General features: G+C 53.1%; 16 protein-coding genes and 1 pseudogene. 2 read left to right on the top strand and 15 right to left on the bottom strand.

Translation table 11 applies throughout. The annotated features are described in order from the left end of the window. Nucleotides 1-244: 244 nt before the first annotated feature. Nucleotides 245-433, top strand: a pseudogene (locus tag CLV80_RS12615) (DDE-type integrase/transposase/recombinase); the annotation flags it as partial. Between the two features lie 37 nt (nucleotides 434-470). On the opposite strand, the gene CLV80_RS12610 reads toward CLV80_RS12615, so the two are convergent. Then, the gene (locus CLV80_RS12610; protein WP_106358296.1) at nucleotides 471-1,067 is read right to left on the bottom strand and encodes a TetR/AcrR family transcriptional regulator; all 597 of its coding nucleotides are present in this window, start codon (nucleotides 1,065-1,067) and stop codon (nucleotides 471-473) included. Between the two features lie 329 nt (nucleotides 1,068-1,396). Here CLV80_RS12610 and CLV80_RS12600 point away from each other — a divergent pair, with 329 nt between their 5' ends. After that, nucleotides 1,397-2,173, top strand: coding sequence for an FMN-dependent NADH-azoreductase (locus CLV80_RS12600; RefSeq protein WP_133169776.1), 777 nt, complete (start codon nucleotides 1,397-1,399; stop codon nucleotides 2,171-2,173). Here the strand turns inward: CLV80_RS12600 and CLV80_RS12595 are convergent. The 14 genes from CLV80_RS12595 to CLV80_RS12530 form a co-directional block, all read right to left on the bottom strand. Next, nucleotides 2,055-3,125: an ABC transporter ATP-binding protein gene (locus CLV80_RS12595; protein ID WP_106358295.1), complete on the bottom strand. Its 1,071-nt coding sequence runs from the start codon at nucleotides 3,123-3,125 to the stop codon at nucleotides 2,055-2,057. The genes CLV80_RS12600 and CLV80_RS12595 overlap by 119 nt on opposite strands. Nucleotides 3,126-3,158: 33 nt before the next feature. After that, nucleotides 3,159-4,001 (bottom strand): carbohydrate ABC transporter permease, encoded by an 843-nt coding sequence (locus CLV80_RS12590; protein WP_106358294.1) that lies wholly within the window; start codon nucleotides 3,999-4,001, stop codon nucleotides 3,159-3,161. Next, complete coding sequence (locus CLV80_RS12585; protein ID WP_106358293.1) at nucleotides 3,998-4,879, bottom strand: carbohydrate ABC transporter permease; 882 nt, start codon at nucleotides 4,877-4,879, stop codon at nucleotides 3,998-4,000. The genes CLV80_RS12590 and CLV80_RS12585 overlap by 4 nt, the downstream gene beginning before the upstream one ends. Before the next feature lie 69 nt (nucleotides 4,880-4,948). Continuing rightward, nucleotides 4,949-6,205 carry an extracellular solute-binding protein gene (locus CLV80_RS12580; protein ID WP_106358292.1) on the bottom strand — a complete coding sequence of 419 codons (1,257 nt, stop codon included), beginning with the start codon at nucleotides 6,203-6,205 and terminating at the stop codon, nucleotides 4,949-4,951. A 96-nt stretch (nucleotides 6,206-6,301) separates the two neighbouring features. Then, nucleotides 6,302-7,810, bottom strand: coding sequence for an arabinosylfuranosidase ArfA (arfA, locus tag CLV80_RS12575; protein WP_106358291.1), 1,509 nt, complete (start codon nucleotides 7,808-7,810; stop codon nucleotides 6,302-6,304). A 91-nt stretch (nucleotides 7,811-7,901) separates the two neighbouring features. Then, entirely contained in the window at nucleotides 7,902-8,822 is a 921-nt protein-coding gene (locus tag CLV80_RS12570; protein ID WP_106358290.1) for an ArsR/SmtB family transcription factor, read from the bottom strand. A gap of 103 nt (nucleotides 8,823-8,925) precedes the next feature. Further along, nucleotides 8,926-9,963 carry an enoyl-CoA hydratase/isomerase family protein gene (locus CLV80_RS12565; protein ID WP_106358289.1) on the bottom strand — a complete coding sequence of 346 codons (1,038 nt, stop codon included), beginning with the start codon at nucleotides 9,961-9,963 and terminating at the stop codon, nucleotides 8,926-8,928. Next, a complete protein-coding gene (locus CLV80_RS12560) occupies nucleotides 9,960-11,099 on the bottom strand; it encodes an acyl-CoA dehydrogenase family protein (RefSeq protein WP_106358288.1) in 1,140 nt (379 codons plus the stop codon). Before CLV80_RS12560 ends, CLV80_RS12565 begins: the two co-directional genes overlap by 4 nt. A 4-nt stretch (nucleotides 11,100-11,103) precedes the next feature. Further along, nucleotides 11,104-11,865: an SDR family NAD(P)-dependent oxidoreductase gene (locus CLV80_RS12555; protein ID WP_106358287.1), complete on the bottom strand. Its 762-nt coding sequence runs from the start codon at nucleotides 11,863-11,865 to the stop codon at nucleotides 11,104-11,106. Continuing rightward, nucleotides 11,866-13,047: a thiolase family protein gene (locus tag CLV80_RS12550; RefSeq protein ID WP_106358286.1), complete on the bottom strand. Its 1,182-nt coding sequence runs from the start codon at nucleotides 13,045-13,047 to the stop codon at nucleotides 11,866-11,868. Continuing rightward, entirely contained in the window at nucleotides 13,048-14,184 is a 1,137-nt protein-coding gene (locus tag CLV80_RS12545; RefSeq protein ID WP_243394552.1) for a phenylacetate--CoA ligase family protein, read from the bottom strand. It abuts the gene before it with no gap. Between the two features lie 16 nt (nucleotides 14,185-14,200). Beyond that, the gene (locus CLV80_RS12540) at nucleotides 14,201-15,028 is read right to left on the bottom strand and encodes an ABC transporter ATP-binding protein (protein WP_106358284.1); all 828 of its coding nucleotides are present in this window, start codon (nucleotides 15,026-15,028) and stop codon (nucleotides 14,201-14,203) included. A gap of 89 nt (nucleotides 15,029-15,117) precedes the next feature. Continuing rightward, on the bottom strand, nucleotides 15,118-16,401 hold the full coding sequence (locus tag CLV80_RS12535; protein ID WP_106358283.1) for an ABC transporter substrate-binding protein: 1,284 nt from the start codon (nucleotides 16,399-16,401) through the stop codon (nucleotides 15,118-15,120). A gap of 79 nt (nucleotides 16,402-16,480) precedes the next feature. Beyond that, nucleotides 16,481-17,557, bottom strand: coding sequence for a branched-chain amino acid ABC transporter permease (locus CLV80_RS12530; protein WP_106358282.1), 1,077 nt, complete (start codon nucleotides 17,555-17,557; stop codon nucleotides 16,481-16,483). Nucleotide 17,558: the final 1 nt, after the last annotated feature.

The raw sequence follows: 17,558 nt of genomic DNA, 5'->3' as shown, positions 1-17,558 counted from the left end.
ATCTAATTTCACATCGATCATGCACCCCGGATGAATGAAACCTTACGGATTAAGTCCACCCCCATGGTCCTGTATGTTCATCGCAACCGACAATTTCGCGACGCCCTCGTGTCTTCTTTAAGGATGTGATTCTTAGTCAACCGTCAGATTGAGGTCTCGACTTGCGGTTTAGGTTTACCGAAAAACACAAATGGAGCTTTCCAACCACGAGGCCTTGCCATGTCGTTGGTGTCAGCACGCGCGGTTTTACCTCGCTGTGATCTTGGACCTGCATTCTCGGCGTGTGATCGGCTGGGCCGTGAGCAATCGTATGAAGCGCAATTTTGTGAAGATGGGCATAGCGTTACGGAAACCACCCAAGGGGGGCATTCATCATACGGATCGCGGCAGTCAGTATTGTTCGCACGATTACCAGAAGATCTTGCGTCAGCACGACAGGTCCAAACTGTGCTAAGGCCAGATTTGCGGTCCTAGCTTTGCGTCCCGTTCGCTAAACCCATCAGCAGAATTTCGACGTCATCGCGTATATCAGCAGTAGTATGATCCAGATTACCCGTTAAGAGCTGATACCAAAGATATGCTCCAATCCATCGCGCTACTCTTATTGGATCAACAGAATCACGGACATCGCCGCGCTTCAGTCCCTGCAAGATTAAAAAACTAGTTTCAGCCTGTCTGTCCGTAGCAAACTTGGAGACCGCTTCTCTTGATGCTTCATCGGACTGGGCTTCAGCAATGATGGACCGAAAAATTGGACCGGTTGGTGTCTCTCGCCAGTTGGTAAAGATAGCGTCGATGAATGCGACAAGATCATCTTCGAACTTCCCGGTGTTTTGAAAAATAATTGATTTCTGACGCATGTAGACATCAAGCAGTAGAACCGCTTTATTGGGCCACCACTTGTATATTGTGGGCTTTCCAGCCTTTGCCCTGCGGGCAACTTCATCAATCGTGAAGCCCTTATACCCCTTCTCGATGAGAACCTGTTCTGCTGCGTTCAGGATGGCTTCAGCGCTGGCCGGATTGCGCGCCGCACCAATGGATTTACGTCGTGGCTCTTTGGTCATGGCTGTGTTTACCACAGTGGTTGACTTAATGAAACGGTTCGTTCTATTCAAATATATACGAAACGTTTCGTATAGTATAATAAGGTGAACGAAAAATGCGTCCCCCACTGAGGTTTACAGGTCTCGTCATACTTGGCGTCTACCCTCTGATCACGCTTCTATCATACCTCATAGAGCCACTCACGACTGGTGGGCCACGTGGCAGCGCACTGCACTCATGAGTCCGCTCATGGTGGTGGCAATGGTCTACAGCTTGATCCCAATGACCCAAACACACTTTGTCCGGTTCATTACAGCCAAATAAGTCAAAACTCATCGAAAGGAAGACTATGAAGCTCTTACATATTAACGCCTCCCCGCGCGGCGCAAATAGCTACTCGCTCGAAGTTGCTGACTATTTCACCACAAAGCTCGCCGAGCACCATGAGGTCGAAATTGACCGCCTCGATTTATTCGCTGCTAACTTGCCAGAGTTTGGAGAAATCGCGACCGGTGCTAAAATGGCGCTCTTCGCAGGACGAGATCAGACCAACGAAGAAGTGGCTGCTTGGGACGCAGTTCGGGCTGTTTTCGACCGATTTGCAGCCGCAGACATGTACGTCTTCAACGTGCCTATTTGGAATAATGGCGTCCCATACAAGCTGAAGCACTATATTGATCTAGTTACGCAGCCAGGGTGGAGTTTCGGCTTTGGTCCAGAGGCTGGATACTCTGGGCTGATGACGGATCGTAAAGCGGTGATCGTCCACGCCAGCGGCGTCTGGCATAGCGACGTTGGTAAAAATTTCGGCTCGGACTTCTCCACACCGGTACTGAAGGACTGGTTGGGTTTCCTTGGGGTGACCGATGTGCATGACATACGCGTGCAACCAACGGTTCTGACGGCTGATGTTGAGGCTGTCAAAGCAGTGGCTGTGAAGCGTGCCTCTGAACTCATCGCAATCATCTACCGCGCACTCTTGTTGGATCACTGTGGCAAAACCCCATTTATTTTGCGTGATGCGCGATACCTTCTGCGTCGAAAAGATGTAATTGGCTGGTATCAAATTCCAAATGAACCGCATCACCTGACACCACGTTTGAACGTCCGCTATCCAAAGCAGTAAGTTCAGTCCCATCTTCAAGATGCAAATGAATAAGCGTCCGGTCACCTAACCGTTCAACAACGGCTGCCTTGCCTGTCGTCGCGGCGGGTGCGGCGCTTACCCTGACCGCTTCGGGGCGAATACCTAAATCATAAGGCCCTGCAGGAACGTCGATCTCAAGCGCAATTCGGGACCCGTCCCCCAAGGTCACACACTGGTCCGTACCACTGCCCTTTAGCTCAGCGTTTAGAAAGTTCATGCCCGGACTTCCCACAAATCCCGCAACAAAACGCGTCGCGGGGTACAGGTAAACGTCCATCGGCGTGCCAACCTGTTCAATCCGACAGTTATTCAAAACCACAATACGATCCGCAAGGGTCATAGCCTCGGTCTGATCATGGGTCACATAGATCATCGTGGATTGCATGCGTTGATGCAGTTCGGCCAGTTCAACACGGGTGCGCACGCGCAACGCCGCATCAAGGTTCGACAACGGTTCATCAAACAAAAATGCGGCAGGTTCTTTCACGATGGCGCGCCCGATGGCCACACGTTGACGTTGCCCCCCCGAAAGCTGTGCTGGTCGACGGTCAAGCAAAGCATCCATTTCTAAAATACGGGCAGCATCTTCGACGCGCTTGTCGATCTCTGACTTATCCATACCAATATTTTTTAGCCCAAATGCCATGTTTCCACGCACCGTCATATGTGGATATAGCGCGTAATTTTGGAACACCATTGCGACCTCGCGCTGGCCGGGCGCAAGGTGTTCTGATCGTTTTCCGTCAATCGTTAATGCCCCACCGTCAATGGTTTCAAGCCCGGCGATCATACGTAAAAGCGTGGATTTTCCAGATCCGGACGGCCCCAGAAAGACAACAAATTCACCCGATTTCATCTCAAGTGAAATCCCATCGATAACTTTGATACCACCAAAGCTTTTGGATACGGTGTCGAGCGAAATATCAGCCATGATGTGCCTCTTGTTGCATGCGTGATTTGACCATTATCCCTTGATCCCTGCGCTTAGCGTGATTGCCTGTGTGACGCGGCGCTGGAACACCAAATAGACCAAAGCAACAGGAAATCCGGCCAGAACCGCTGCCGAAAGTTGCCGCGCGTAATAGACGCCAAAAGCATCAAAAACCTGCGTAATGCCGACGGTGATTGTCATCATTTCTGTTTTGGTAACCGCAAGGAATGGCCAAAGAAACGCATTCCAAGCCCAGATGAACGTCACGATGGAAAGCGCGGTGATCACCCCCCAATTCATGGGGATGTAGATCTTGAACAGCACGGCCCATTCGCTGGCGTTATCCATTGCTGCTGCCTCACGAAAATCCTTTGGGACTTGATCAAAGAACTGTTTGAAAACGATCACGATGACAGGATGGATAAGTTGCGGAAGGATAATTCCAGCCCAACTGTTCAACAGACTCATGTTCGCCATAAGCACAAAATGATTGATAATAAGGACCTGTGTGGGCACCATAAAGCTGGCCAAGATCAACCACCACAAAACACGCCGCCCCGGAAAGCGTAATTGCGAAATAGCATAGCCCGCAAATAGCGAAGTCGATACAGTCAGGACCGTTACCCCGACAGATGTCGCAATGGAATTGATATACCACTTTCCAATTTGTGTTTGCGTCAGTGCAAACCAATAGTGTTCGAATGTCAGGGTATCAGGCCAAAGTTCGATATAGGGGCGGACCACTTCGTTTTCCGGCTTTAGCGAACTTATAATACCCCAATAAATCGGAAACGCCCATAAGACGGCAATGAGAACCGTCAAAATGGTGAAAGCCCCACCCATCCAGTTGATGCGTCTGATTGTTGTGGGCGTCATTTGCGTCGCTCCGATAGCCGCGTCAGTTGGAAATTGATGACCGAAATGACAATCACCATGATAAACAGGACGACAGCAATGGCCGCCGCACGACCGCCTTGGTTATTCACAAAAGCGCGCTGAAAAATGTAGTAAACCATCACAAGGTTATCGTTCGGCCGCCCACCTTGGCTAAACAGATAAACCTGATCAAAAATCTTAAGCTGCAATATCAGCTGAATGGTTAGAACAAGCCCCGTAATGGGCCATAGTAGCGGCCAGGTGACATGGCGAAACATCCGCCAGCGGGATGTATTATCCAACGCCGCTGCTTCGTAAATTTCTTGGGGGATGGCGCGCAGCCCGGCCAAAAACAGCAGCACAGAAAACCCACAGGTCCACCAAATCGTGACAAAGGCAACGGCAGGCATAAACCAAGTGGTGGTCTTGAAAACGGGAATACGGTCCATTCCAAAAGCATCCAACACGTGCATCGCGATCCCGAATTGGAAATTCAACGCCCAATCCCAGATTCGGAAAACGACAGATACAGGCAAAATATACGGTAGGAAAAACAGCGCCAGAACAAGCGCCTGCGTGCGTCCAGACAGCCGTGTCACAGCCATCGAAATCGCAAGCGCCACGAACGTACCCGGAATAACCGTCAGAGCGACGAAATAGGCTGTATTCCAGAATGCGGTGCCAAACCTACGGTCGCGCGGCAGGCGTTCATAGTTTTCGATACCAACAAAATCGCCGGCGCCAACTAACGGGGCATCCTGAAACGATAGAAAGAACATGTCGATCGTCGGATAGACAAAAATCAACGCATAAATCGCGACAAAGGGCGCAATAAGTATGTACGCGATCAGCCATTCTTTTTTTGTGTTGCGAAGCACACCCCTGCCCTCCCCTTCTAGGCGAATAGTTTGGGCACACCTATTGGCCGCCCAAACCGATATCCTGGTTTACATGTCGTTAAGCTCGTAAATGATTTCTTCGACGGCTTCTGAAGGTTCCATTTCGCCGTTCAGCGTAGGAACAAAATATGTCGACATCACATCAAAGATCGGACCCGCAACACCAGCCATTGGCGTCTTGGGGTCATAAATCATGTTGGCCGTCAGCGACGAATAGGTCGCGTTGGGTTCCATCGCCTTGTATGCGTCCATCGCGGTGATGTTGTTGTTCGCAGGGATATGCCCTGCCGTCGCCCAGAAAAGCGAATTTTTGGAAATCCACGACATCACCTCTAAAACGGCCGCCCGTTTTTCGGGGGACATATCGTTCCCTTCAGGTATCGCGAAAACGTGGCTGTCAGAATACGTCGATGCATGATCAAAGATCACAGGCAACTCAACCGCACCCCACTCAAAAAGATTTCCCTCGGCCTCTAGGTCCACCATTGTGGGAACCTCCCAAACGCCGTTGATCATCATTACGGCTTCTCCACTGGTGAACAACGCAACAGTGGCTGGATAATCCGTGTAGGTCGATTGAAGCCCTTCGTTCGTCCATTCCTGCAACACCGCCAAGGCATTCTCTAGCTTGGTCGCATTGTCACCAACAAGGAACGCGCCGTCGGTCATCAATTCACCGTCTTGCTGTCCCATCAACGAATAGATGGTTCGAAACATAAAATTCCCGTCCGCGGTCACCGACCCAAGCGGAAATGTCACATCGCTATTGTCTTTTAGCGCCTGAAGCGTTGCGGTGAATTCCGCGCGTGATCCAAGCCCAACGGGCAGACCATCATCTGTCAGCAACCCAGCTTCGCCCAGAATATCCTTGTTATAATACAGAACGATTGGGTGTGTATCGATCGGCACACCGTATTGCTTACCATCTGCCGACACCGCGTCCCAAATAGATGGGGCAAAATCATCTTGGCCTAGCCCCATTGCGTCAAAATCAGCGGGGGTCAGTTCCTGCAAAAGACCCTGATCCACAGCCAACGGGATGCGGCTTGCGTGATATGTCATGATGTCTGGTGCTTCGCCTACGGCAACAGAAGTCTGCACTTTGGTGTAAAATGGCACACCCCAATCAAGCGTGGTTCCGTCGATCACAATCTCGCCTGCGTGGGCATCGTTGAAATCGGCGATCATCTGCTTCATGCGCACGCCGTCACCGCCGCCCAGAAAATCCCACCAGACCACTGTCTCTTGTGCTTGTGCTGCAGCCCCCACCATGGCCGCCGCCGCAATTGCGATAAATTTTTTCATCTGTTCCTCCCTAAAAAACGGCTCCTCAACCGTTGCTTGTAAAAGGCGCGTTTTTGAAATTCCCTCCTATGAATTCCTAAAACGTGCCCAATTAATTCATAGCTGAACCCGGAACATCGAATAACTATAGGGCGGTAGGGTCAGCGTCAGTTTCCCATCATCAAGCCGCGCGCCTTCCCCGCTTTTGGGGGCGACAGTGTCTGGTGCAGCTTGCGTATTGGTTGCCTGTAAATCGTCATGTTTGATCAGGGTGTGTTCCACCGCTTTGACCGCCCCAAACCCTTCAATCGCGACATCGACGTCTAACGCTTCTTGCCCATGTCTGTTGATCGCAAAGAACGTCAGAAAACCTGCATCAGCATCGTGAACGCCCGAAATATCAAGATAGCTCACATTATCGGCTACGTCCGCTTTGTAGCTGGCACAATCAACATCAAGCCGCAGCGCGGTGCCACGGCCATGGGCCGACGCAAATTGGAACGGATAAAAGATTGTCTGACGCCACGCATCCCCGTTGGGCGCCGTCATGATGGGCGCAATCACGTTCACAAGCTGAGCAATACACGCCACCCGCACAACATCCGACCGGCGAATAAAGGTGTTTAGAATACAGCCAACCTGCAGCACGTCTTCAAAGTTATACACGTCTTCCAGCAGATGCGGTGCAAACGGCCAATCCCAATCGGATAGCTTATCCATGTCGTCGATCCGGTTGTGATACCAGACATTCCATTCATCAAACGAAATCTTAACATTATTCTTGGCGCGGTTCTTTGATTTGATGAAATCAATCACACCCGAAATCGTTCCAATGTAGCGGTCCAGTTTTTCAGGAAGCGCGAGATATTCAGCTGTGTTTTTTTCGTAGTTCTCAAAGTACATATGCAATGAAATCAGATCGACGTTTTCATAGGTGTGTTCAAGAACGGTTGATTCCCATTGCGGATAGGTCGACATGCCTGGGCCAGATGACCCGCACACAACCAGCTCAAGATCCTTTTGATAACCGCGCATCGCTTTTGCGACTTCGTTGGCAAGGTGTCCGTATTGGTCGGCCGTTTTATGTCCAACCTGCCATGGCCCGTCCATTTCATTGCCAAGACACCAAGTCTTAACGTTCCAAGGTTCCGCTTGGCCGTTTTGTTTACGCAGATCAGACCAATAGGTGCCGCCGGGATGATTGACATATTCCAGAAACGCCCGCGCTTCGTCCAAACCGCGCGAGCCCAAATTAACGGCAAGCATCATTTCTGTATTGGCCTTTTCGGCCCAATCAGCAAATTCATGAATGCCGACATGGTTTGATTCACTTGTCCGCCAAGCCAAATCCAACCGTGTTGGGCGCTGGTCCTTTGGTCCGATCCCGTCTTCCCAATTATACGCAGAAACAAAGTTGCCGCCGGGATAACGGCAGATCGGTGTGTCCAGTTCTTTGACCAAATCAATCACATCACGACGCATACCGGATTCATCGGCGGTGGCGTGATCGGGCTCGTATATGCCTGTGTAAACAGCACGCCCCATATGTTCGAGAAACGAACCGTATAGGCGCTTATCAATATCAGAAATAACAAAGCGCGCGTGCGCAGTAACTTTGGCCTTCATGACCGGCTCCCCCCAATATATCCATCTTTTCGGTATGTACCGGATATATGGGTATAGTCATCAAACGATGCCCACCTGTCAACAGTTAACTTTAGGTGCGTAACCGCATCACGATCTCTTGGTCATAATTTCCAAATCCACGACCAAAAATGTTAATCCCACCGGGGTGATCCGCATCATTATGCACGCCAATACGCATCCGAATGGAACGATGTTCGTCGATCCCAATATCCGCCAGCGTGACATTCGACACCTTAACACCGTCAACGTAACTGCCGTCTTCGGTGATCCGCCAATTCTTAAGCTTTCCATATTGGGAACCGCTAAGTTTCCACCAATCCGGCGTGTAAACACCCCGCTTGTCACCGAAATCACCCGGTGATGTCCATGTCGCAATATCAACATCATTTACGGACAGCGAAATGTCTGACGGCCAGTCAGCGCTGGTGCCGGGGACCTCTGAACTTAGCTCAATCGCGAATTCCACAGCCGTTGGTGTCTGGCCCGATATTTTAAGGTTATTTGGAAACTGATATTCAACAAATCCCCTTGTAAACCATAGTAAACCTGCCTTCATGCGATCCGGATCTAAAAAGGTATCAGGTACATCAAGCAACCCGATCACACCATCCGGGCTGCATAACCCGCAAGGGGCTGAAACTTCGCACCGCGTGTAAAGCCCGATGGGCATTGATACCTCTAATGCATCATCCAATTCAGACTGCGTATCCGCAAACGCGATTAACACTTCTGAAAACGCGGATTCACAAACCTTTTGACTACCCTTACGGGCCTTCACAATTTTAGTGATGATCAGGCTACTTTTTTCCAATATTTGCAGGTTCGATGAAATGGTGGACTGGGGCAGTTTCAGCTCGTCAGAAATCTCATTCACGTTCAATGGACCGCGCGCTTCCAGCAGCCGTAAAATGCGCACCCTAACCTCACTCGCAAGTGCTTTGATAATCTCAAGCTGATCGATTGGATCAACGACAAGGAACTTGTTGGCCATATAACTCATGCTCGCATTTTTGATGCGAAGTTCGTATCAGAGTTTCCGGTATGAAAAAACACTAAATGATGATCGACCGTCAATATCCAAAGAAACTGCTTTGTTACCTAAGTCTCTCTAAATCCAAAGCGTCACGGCCAAGGTCCGATAGCATCGCGTTAACCTCGGATGGTGTGACATCCGAGATCGTAGCATGTGCCCAGTTTGGCGCATTATCCTTATCAATAATCGCGGCGCGCACGCCTTCGGGAAAATCGCCCTGCGCTACGGCACGCGCGGTAAACCGAAACTCTAGCGCTAAGGCGTCGCGCAGGCTGTGCGTGTCGCGTAGTGTTTTTAGAACCGCCAAACAGCAAGATAGCGCGAGCGGCGCACCGCGCTTAAGCCCCTTAAGTGCGCGCTGTGCAAATTCAGTATCTGAATCCTGCAAATTTGCAGCAATCTGATTCAAAGTGTCTGACCCGAAATAGCGGTCTATGGTTGCCAGATCGTTAGCCATCGCGCTGGCGGGTGCCGTGCTGGCAAAATGCGCAATCTCGGCAATGTCGCCCGTTTGAACGAGGGCCGATTTCAACTGATCCCACTGATCATAGTCGGCGAATGTATCAGCAAACCCCGCAAATATCGCGTCCCCCGGCCCCATACGCGCGCCCGTTAGCCCAAGGTAGCGCCCTAAAAACCCTGGCGCATTCGCCAATAGCAAAGACCCACCAACATCGGGCAAAAGCCCAATGCCGCATTCAGGCATCGCGATCTTGGTGCTTTCGCAGACGATACGGTGTGACGTGTGACAGCCAAGCCCAACGCCCCCGCCCATCACGAACCCCTGCAGAAAACTGACAATGGGCACCGGGTGTTCGGCAAGCTTGGCATTCAAACGGTATTCGTCTTGCCAAAATTTGCGCCCATAGGCGATATCACCGCGCTTTGCGCTTTCATAAAGGCTCGCGATGTCACCGCCTGCGCAAAACGCCTTGTCACCAGCGGCTTCGATAATAACCAGCCGGACACTGTCGCGCCATTCGTCAAGCGCGGCTTCAATTGCCAAGCACATCTCGTGCGTTAGCGCATTCAGCACATCGGGGCGGTTCAGCGTGATCCGCCCGACATGGCCGTCGATCCGGCAAGATACATCATTCATTTAGCCAATAGCCCTCGGCTGACAATCAAACGCATGACTTCGTTGGTGCCTTCTAGGATTTCATGCACCCGTAAGTCACGCACCAGTTTTTCGATCCCGTAATCCGCAAGATAGCCATAGCCACCATGTAGTTGCAGGCAGTCATTCACAATTTTCGATCCGGCTTCGGTGACGAATTTCTTGGCCATGGCGCAGTAGTGCGTGGCGTCCGATGCACCTGTGTCCAATTTCCATGCCGCCTGTCGCAAAACCACCCGCGCGGCCTGCAATTCAATTTCCATATCAGCAAGACGGAATTGCAGGGCTTGGAATTGGTCGATCGTTTTCCCAAAGGCCTTGCGTTCGCCCATATAGGCAATCGTTTTATCAAGTGCTGCTTGCGCAGCCCCCAACGAACAGGCCGATATATTCAATCGCCCGCCGTCCAGCCCGGCCATCGCATAAGAAAACCCTTTGCCTTCGTCCCCGACAAGGTTGCCAGCAGGGATTTCGCAGTTGTCCATTTGAACCTGACGGGTTGGTTGCGACCGCCAGCCCATCTTGTCCTCTAGCCCGCCAAAGGTCAGGCCGTCGGTGCCGTCTTTGACGATCACTGTGCTCACGCCTTTGGGGCCATCTACGCCTGTGCGACACATGACGATATAGGCGTCGGCATAGCCGCCAGCGGAAATAAATGCCTTTGTCCCGGTCAACGCATAACCGGTGTCGGTGCGCACGGCTTTGGTTTTAAGCGCGGCGGCGTCCGACCCGGAACCCGGTTCCGTCAGGCAATAGGCAAGGAAGGTGTTCATGGTCACGACGTCCGGCAGCATCTGAGCCTTCAACGCGTCCGACCCAAATTTATCGATCATCGCAGCGCACATATTGTGGATCGACAGCAAGGCCGAAACCGATGGGCAAGCCATGCTCAGTGCTTCGAAAATCAAGGTGCCATCCAGCCGGGACAGCCCCGCGCCGCCTGCGTCCTCAGAAACGAACAGCCCGCCAAACCCTAGTTCAGCCAGCTTTGGCCACAGGTCTTTGGGGATCTCGCCTGCCTTTTCCCATGCCTGCGCATTGGGTGCGATCTCGCTTTCGCCAAACGCTTTGGCCATGTCAAAGATGGCCTCTTGTTCTTGTGTCAGTGCAAAATCCATTGCGTCACCTCGGAGCTAAGCGAGCGGCACCGTCAAGGCGGATCACGCTACCGTTTAGGAAATCGTTTTCAATGATGTGCATGGCAAGCGCTGCGAATTCATCGGGGTCGCCAAGCCGTGCAGGGTTCGGGATGCCCTGCGCCAATGCATCCTGCAGCTCTGGGGTCATCGACGTCACCATGGGCGTGCCAAAAATGCCGGGTGCGATTGCCATGACCCGGATTTTGTCCCGGGCCAGATCGCGTGCCATCGGCAGTGTTAGGCCAACAATCCCACCCTTTGACGCGGCATAGGCCACCTGCCCGATCTGACCTTCAAAGGCGGCAATCGACGCGGTGTTGATAATCACCCCGGTGCAATCGGCATCAATCCCGGCGGCAACCATCCCCGCCGCAGATTGCGACGCGACATTGAATGACCCAACAAGGTTGACGTTGATCACAGTTTGGAAAAGCCCCAGATCGTGCACGCCATTGCGGCCAACCGTTTTCGCGGCGGGCGCAATGCCAGCGCAGTTCACGCAGATACGTTCTTGGCCATGCGCCGCGCGCGCAGTGTTTAGTGCTTCGGCAACGCTGGCCGCATCGGTCACATCCGCTTGGGCAAATAAAGCACCCAATTCGGCCGCCCGTGCGGCCCCTTTTTCAGTATCGCGGTCGATCAGTGTGACCTTGGCCCCAGCGGCACAAAGCGCAGCGGCAACCGCGCTTCCCAGCCCGGACGCGCCCCCAGTAACAACCGCCGCGATATTATTTTCAATCTTCATTTACTCAGGTCTTTCCACTGCAATCGCTGTCGCTTCGCCACCGCCCAGACAAACAGCGGCAATCCCGCGTTTTAGCCCGCGTTTTTCCAGCGCGTTTAACAGGGTCACGATAATCCGGCTGCCAGAGGCGCCAATCGGATGGCCCAATGCACAGGCACCACCGTTGACGTTAACAATATCGCGCGACAATCCAAGATCACGGATGAAGGCCATTGCAACGACGGCAAAGGCTTCGTTCACTTCCCACAGATCCACATCCCCAACAGACCACCCCAGCTGATCTAGCAGCTTTTGCGCCGCATGAACTGGCGCTGTCGTGAACCATTCGGGTTCATGGGCAAATGTTGCGTGGCCTTTGACCACGGCCCGCGCAGTTAGGCCCAGTGCGTCAGCCCGTGATTGGGACGCCAGAACCAATGCCGACGCCCCATCAGAGATAGAGGATGAATTCGCCGCAGTAACCGACCCGTCAGGTTTAAAAGCTGGCTTGAGCTGCGGAATTTTTTCGGGGCGTGCATTGCCGGGCTGTTCGTCGGCGTCGACAGTTACATCACCCTTGCGGGTTTTCAGCGTGACCACGGTGATCTCATGTGCGAAATGCCCGCCCTTTTGGGCCGCAACCGCATGGGCCAGTGACGACAGCGCATATTCATCCTGCTCTTGGCGGCTGAATTGGTAGCGCTCTGCGCATAGTTCGGCAAAAGCACCCATCAAAGTACCTTTGTTATAGGCGTCTTCTAAACCATCTAGGAACATATGGTCTTTGAGCGATGCATGCCCAAGCCGCGCACCGCTGCGCGTCGTTTCTGACAGATAAGGCGCGCCAGACATGCTTTCCATGCCGCCGGCGACAGCCACATTCAGCGCCCCGCAACGGATTTGATCGTAGGCGAGCATCGCCGTTTTCATGCCGGACCCGCAGACCTTGTTTACCGTGGTGCATGGCACATTGATCGACAGGCCCGCGCCTAATGACGCCTGGCGCGCGGGTGCTTGCCCTAGTCCGGCGGGCAAAACGCACCCCATCAAAACTTCGTCGATGTGGTCGCGGTCGATCTTTGCGCCGTCAATTGCGGCCCCGATGGCATGCGCGCCCAATTCAGGCGCGGTCATCGTGCTTAGCCCGCCTTGAAAGCCTCCGATGGGGGTGCGGGCGGCACCTACAATTACAACATCATCCATCTAATTCTCCACGGGTCTTTGGTCATCCACCAGCACACCATCGCGCGGTAAATCACCTTTGGCCACAGCTACGATTTGCGTCCGAAGCTTTAGAATTTCAGCAGCCGAGGCAGCGATTGCGTCGGTGCCCGACTCTTCGGTTTCAACCTTCAACGTCACCACATCTTTGGCACCGTCAAAACCGATTTCAACGCGGGCACGGTGGATTTCCGGGTGGCGGGTCATCAGGCTTGCCACTTGCTCTGGACGGATGAACATACCTTTAACCTTGGCCGCCTGATCTGCACGACCACGCCAACCGACAATACGTTTTGGCCCGGATGTGTCTGGTAAAATGGCACTAAGATCACCAACAGAGAAGCGCAGCAAAGGATAATCGGGGTTCAAGACGGTCACAACGACTTCGCCAATTTCGCCGGGCGCGACAGGTGTGCCTGTGCCCGGCGTGACGATTTCGACGATCACGTCATCGTCAATGACCATACCATCAATGCTATCCGTCGTTTCATAGGCAATCAGGCCGACATCGGCGGTGCCATAACATTGGCGACACAGAATCCCGCGGTCCTCATAGGCTTGCCGTAGCTTTGGAAACAACGGGCCAGCCGTCACGGCCGCGCGTTTGATCCGGCTTAGATCCAGACCAAGTTCATCACCTTTCGCCAAGATCGCGCCCAGATAATCAGGCGTGCCGACATAGGCGGTTGTGCCAATCGTGGCGGCGACTTCGGCTTGTTGGCGGGTGTTACCGGGGCCGGCAGGAAAGACAGTTACGCCAATGGCACGCGCGCCGCTTTCGAACATCGCCCCTGCTGGGGTGAAATGATATGCAAATGTGTTCTGCGCGATATCACCGGGAACAAACCCCATCGCGGTTAAAAAACGACCAAAGCGCCACCAATCGGGGCCTGTACCACCGGGTTCATAGATGGGACCGGGTGACTGAAAGATCGTCGCGACATTTTTTGCGGCGACCGCGCCAAAGGGCGGGTTGTCCGCTTGGGCTTGCAGCAACGCGCCTTTGCGCATGACGGGCAACGTTGCCAGTGCGGCGAGGCTATCCAGCGAGATATCATCGGGCAGCAAGGCATTCAGCGCCTTAAGCTGCTCTGCTTCAAGTTGGTCATGGGTTTTCATTTGATGATCCCTCCCATTACGCCAGCCACCGTTTACGGCGCCGATAGCTGCGTACATCGCGGAATGATTTGCGGCCTTCGTCTGACATACCAAGGTAGAATTCCTTGACGTCTGGGTTTTCGCGCAGCTCTGCGGCGGGGCCTTCCATCACGACGCGGCCGCTTTCTAGTATATAGCCATGATGCGCATAACGCAGCGCGACATTCGTATTCTGTTCGGCCAACAGAAATGACACCCCTTCGTTTTCGTTGAGGTTTTTCACAATCGTAAAGATTTCTTCGACCAACTGCGGGGCGATCCCCATTGATGGCTCATCCAGCAAAATCGTTTCAGGACGTGACATCAGCGCACGGCCAATGGCGCACATTTGCTGTTCCCCGCCAGAGGTAAAGCCCGCTTGGCTTTTGCGGCGTTCGCGCAGGCGTGGGAAATAGCTATAGACCATTTCAAGGTCCGCTTTGATATTCGCAGCCCCATCGGTGCGGGTATAGGCACCTGTCATCAGGTTTTCTTCGACGGATAGGTGTTCAAAACAGTGGCGGCCTTCCATCACCTGCACCACCCCGCGCTTGACCAGCGCCTCGGGGGATAGGTTTTGGATGGGTTTGCCGTGGTATTCGATCTTGCCCTTGGTGACTTCGCCGCGTTCAGAATGCAGCAAATTTGAAATCGCCTTTAGGGTCGTTGTTTTGCCAGCACCGTTACCGCCTAGCAAAGCCGTAATGCCGCCCCTTGGGACAGATAATGAAACACCCTTCAGCACCAAAATTACGTGATTGTAGATCACTTCAATATTGTTGACCTCTAGCAACGTATCCGTCGGGGTCGCGGCTGACTTCGTCATTAGTATGCTCCGTTTGTGCGTGGGGTCGCTGTAAAAATGGGTACGGGCGGTGGTGAACGGCCCCAACGCGGGGCCGTTCAATTGTTAGGTTATAGGCAACCGGGTGTGATGTTGTTCTCGGCGGCAAAGGCGGCGGCATCTTCCGTCACCAATGGGCCAGTCACGCTATCGTCGGGTGCGATGTAATCGGTCAGCGCAGTCCAAGTGCCTGATGCTGCATCCCATTCTTGGACGATACCAAAACCGGTGCCGCCGTGATCCTGACAAGACACAGAAAACGCCGGGCCGATTTGGGCCATACCCAGTTCTTCCATGCGTGCATCTGTGATCTCGAGCGCTTCCATGCCGTCACGCACCATCGCTGGTGTTACCTGCGCGACACCGTGGATTTCTTGCGCTTTGGCAATCGCTTCGGCGGCCAACATCGCAGCGTACATGCCACGTGTGTAAAGCACCTTACCGATGTTGGACCCGTCGCCAGCGGCGTTGCCCGCATCGTGAACCAACGAAGAAATCTCTGCAAAGACAGGCAGATCATCGATACGGTTCATGTTCAGTGACTTGTAACCGTTGGCCGCAGCCCCGGCTGGGGTCACATCATGTTCGGCACCTGCCCACCAGTTACCGATAAAGTTTTCCATTGGGAAACCAATGTTGGCGGCTTCTTGGATTGCGACTTGGTTCATCACGCCCCAGCCCCACATCAGAACATAATCAGGACGTTCACGGCGGATTTGCAGCCACTGTGATTTTTGTTCCTGACCGGGGTGGTCAACGGCAAGCTGTGTCAGATTGAAACCATGCATTTCAGACAGGGTTTCCAGCGTACGGATCGGTTCCTTGCCATAGGCAGAGTTGTGGTAAACCAGCGCCAGTGTTTTGCCATCCAGTGATCCGCCGTTTTCATCCAGCAGATAGTTCACCATCACGGATGCAGCGTCCCAGTAGTTCGCAGGATAGTTAAAGACCCAGTTAAACACTTCGCCATCGGCCGCAGATGTACGGCCATAGCCCATTGTGTGCAGCGGAATTTGATCTGCGGTTGTCTTCGGGATGAGCTGATACGCGATGCCCGTGGACAGCGGTTGATAGATCAACGCGCCTTCACCCTTGGTGGATTCATAGCATTCCACGCCGCGTTCTGTGCTATACCCTGTTTCGCATTCGAGGATACGAACCGGCTCCCCTCCGATCCCTCCGTCGCGTGCGTTCAACAGGTTAAAATAGTCTTGATACCCATCAGAGAATGGTGTGCCACCCGCCGCATATGGGCCGGTGCGATAGCTAAGATCAGGGATCACAAGTTCGGCCATCACAGGCGCGGCCGTCACTGAGGCCGCAATGGCCAAAGCGGCCAGTTTCTTCATCTTCATTGGGTTCTCCTCCCTTGGTTTACCAATAAGTCGTGCAAGTGCCGTCATTGCGGCTTGGCGGGTTGATCCCGCCAATCGGTTAATGTGGGAACGGCCATAGGCGCAGTTTCTCTTTGGTGACGCGCCATAGCTGCGCGAGGCCGTGTGGTTCTTTGATCAAGAAAAACATGATCAGCGCGCCGATAATCACCAGCTGCAAATGGCTGACCAGATCCGTCGGCCAACCCATCAGATCGCTGCCAACAAATTTCAGCGCGACGGGCAGTAGCACAAGGAACGCGGCACCCGCAAAGCTGCCAAAGATCGACCCAAGCCCGCCGATAATCACCATGAACAAGACGAGGAATGACTTTTGAATGCCAAAGGCTTCGCCAACCTCGACCGCGCCAAGGTAAACCGCAAAGAACAACGCGCCAGAAATCCCGATAAAGAATGACGAAATCGCGAATGCTGTCAGCTTTGTCCGTAGCGGGTTCACACCGATGATTTCGGCGGCAATATCCATGTCGCGGATCGCCATCAGCTTACGGCCAAGCGTGCCCCGCGTCAGGTTGCGCGCCACCACGGCACAGACCGTCACAAAGACCAGACAGATCATATATTGCGCCCAGGGTGCCGCGTTTGGACCTGTCACTGCAAAAGGGCCGACAAACCGCTCTGGTGCGCTGATCTGACCGGAAGCGGAATAATTGTAGAACCAGCCGACTTTGTTGAACAGCCACACCAAAAAGAACTGCGCGGCAAGCGTGGCAACTGCAAGGTAAAACCCCTTGATCCGCAGCGATGGCAGGCCAAAGGCCGCGCCGACCATTGCTGTGACGCCGCCTGAGACCAAGATGTGAAACACGATGTTCACATCCGGAAATGCCGTCATCAATTTATAGCAAGCATAGGCACCCACCGCCATGAAACCCCCAGTTCCAAGGCTGACTTGCCCGCAATATCCCGTCAGGATGTTCAAACCAATCGCCGCGATCGCATAGATCAAGAACGGCACGAAAATCGCGTTCGCCCAATAATCGTTGATCATGAATGGGATCACCAGATAGGCAACGGCCAGCACCAGCCAATACCTATAACGATCAAATTTGATCGGGAAGGTTTGGTTATCCTCGGCGTAGGATGTTTTAAAATCACCGGCTTCACGATAAAACATC

Origin of the sequence: Yoonia maritima, assembly GCF_003003285.1 — a bacterium.
GTDB classification, from domain to species: Bacteria; Pseudomonadota; Alphaproteobacteria; order Rhodobacterales; family Rhodobacteraceae; genus Yoonia; species Yoonia maritima.
This window is presented reverse-complemented; position numbering and strand designations above follow the sequence as displayed.

Coding starts and splice junctions, on each gene's coding strand:
- CLV80_RS12610 (WP_106358296.1), bottom strand. CDS start 1,067: ATGACCAAAGAGCCACGACGTAAATCCATTGGTGCGGCGCGCAATCCG.
- CLV80_RS12600 (WP_133169776.1), top strand. CDS start 1,397: ATGAAGCTCTTACATATTAACGCCTCCCCGCGCGGCGCAAATAGCTAC.
- CLV80_RS12595 (WP_106358295.1), bottom strand. CDS start 3,125: ATGGCTGATATTTCGCTCGACACCGTATCCAAAAGCTTTGGTGGTATC.
- CLV80_RS12590 (WP_106358294.1), bottom strand. CDS start 4,001: ATGACGCCCACAACAATCAGACGCATCAACTGGATGGGTGGGGCTTTC.
- CLV80_RS12580 (WP_106358292.1), bottom strand. CDS start 6,205: ATGAAAAAATTTATCGCAATTGCGGCGGCGGCCATGGTGGGGGCTGCA.
- arfA (WP_106358291.1), bottom strand. CDS start 7,810: ATGAAGGCCAAAGTTACTGCGCACGCGCGCTTTGTTATTTCTGATATT.
- CLV80_RS12570 (WP_106358290.1), bottom strand. CDS start 8,822: ATGGCCAACAAGTTCCTTGTCGTTGATCCAATCGATCAGCTTGAGATT.
- CLV80_RS12565 (WP_106358289.1), bottom strand. CDS start 9,963: ATGAATGATGTATCTTGCCGGATCGACGGCCATGTCGGGCGGATCACG.
- CLV80_RS12560 (WP_106358288.1), bottom strand. CDS start 11,099: ATGGATTTTGCACTGACACAAGAACAAGAGGCCATCTTTGACATGGCC.
- CLV80_RS12555 (WP_106358287.1), bottom strand. CDS start 11,865: ATGAAGATTGAAAATAATATCGCGGCGGTTGTTACTGGGGGCGCGTCC.
- CLV80_RS12550 (WP_106358286.1), bottom strand. CDS start 13,047: ATGGATGATGTTGTAATTGTAGGTGCCGCCCGCACCCCCATCGGAGGC.
- CLV80_RS12545 (WP_243394552.1), bottom strand. CDS start 14,184: ATGAAAACCCATGACCAACTTGAAGCAGAGCAGCTTAAGGCGCTGAAT.
- CLV80_RS12540 (WP_106358284.1), bottom strand. CDS start 15,028: ATGACGAAGTCAGCCGCGACCCCGACGGATACGTTGCTAGAGGTCAAC.
- CLV80_RS12535 (WP_106358283.1), bottom strand. CDS start 16,401: ATGAAGATGAAGAAACTGGCCGCTTTGGCCATTGCGGCCTCAGTGACG.
- CLV80_RS12530 (WP_106358282.1), bottom strand. CDS start 17,557: ATGTTTTATCGTGAAGCCGGTGATTTTAAAACATCCTACGCCGAGGAT.